2 protein-coding genes are annotated in these 1,019 nt (G+C 75.8%); both read right to left on the bottom strand.

What is annotated here, in order from left to right; translation table 11 throughout:
* Window positions 1-186: hypothetical protein (locus AB0G02_RS42225; RefSeq protein ID WP_360806812.1), on the bottom strand; the 186-nt coding region annotated here is incomplete at its 3' end.
* Window positions 183-1,019, bottom strand: an 837-nt coding sequence (locus tag AB0G02_RS42220) for a DUF4132 domain-containing protein (protein WP_360806809.1), incomplete at its 5' end; no start/stop codon positions are given. The genes AB0G02_RS42225 and AB0G02_RS42220, both read right to left, overlap by 4 nt.

Below are 1,019 nucleotides of genomic sequence, written 5' to 3'. Positions count from 1 at the left end.
CGCGGTGAACCCGAGGTAGTCGCAGGTCAGGTCTTCGGCGCGGCCGAGCACGGCGGGCACCAGCCGCACCACCACGCGACCGTCCAGCCCGGGGTGGGTGTAGTGGCGGGCGGTGATCGTGTCGCGGTCGTCGCCGGGCTCGGTGACGCCGGGCAGCACCGCACCCGCGGAGATCAGGGCGTTCACGGGGCCACCACCGCTTCCTCGACGACGCGACCGGCGTGGATCGCCGCCGCCATGCGCAGGCCCTCGGACCACGCGACCGGTCCGACGTCGGTCAGCGCCAGCGCGGTGCCGTCCTCCAGCGCCCACCGCAGCTCACCGGTCCACGTCTCGCCCTCGGGGTAGTCCGAGCCGAGCCAGTAGCGGGCCTCCACGACCCGGCCGTCCTCGAACGCCGAGTACACCGCGTCACCGCCGCGCACCGGGTAGCCGAGCGTGCGGCAGCGGCCCAGCGCGTGGTTGAGCTGCTCGAACCGGCCGCCGGAGTAGTCGTCCACCGACGTCTTGCCCGCCGGCTGCGACGACCGGGCGAACGTCTGCCGGAACAGCTGCTGCACCTGCTGCTCGACGCCCAGCTCGGCGCCGAACTCGCGCAGCTCCTCCAGGTCGTCCAGCAGCACCGGGTGCGGGACGCGCACCACCTCGGGCCGCACCCGGCGCGTGTCGCCGTCGAGCGTGACCAGGCCCAATCCGCGCTCAGGGTCGGCGTCGCGCAGGAACCCGGTCTCCGCGCCGGTGCCGTCGTCGGCCGTGACGACGAGGTCGCGCAGCGCGTCGGCCCAGGCGGCGTCCGCCCAGACCTCGACCACCAGGGCGGTGGGCACCGGCAGCGACCGCACCATCCAACCGTCCACGGCGGCCAGGCACTCGGCCCGGTGCCGGGACAGCCACTCCGCGAGCTGCCGCAACTGGACGACCCGGGGGTCGTCCTTGAGCGACGCGGCGCCCCCGAGCGGGCCCGGCCCGCGGTCGAGGAGGCGGCCCGACCGCGCGACGGCGTTCCGACCGACGCGCGG

Origin of the sequence: Actinosynnema sp. NPDC023658 (genome assembly GCF_040639995.1) — a bacterium.
GTDB lineage: Bacteria > Actinomycetota > Actinomycetes > Mycobacteriales > Pseudonocardiaceae > Actinosynnema.
Note: the sequence above shows the minus strand (reverse complement) of the source record. Positions and strands in the feature narration are given on the sequence as shown.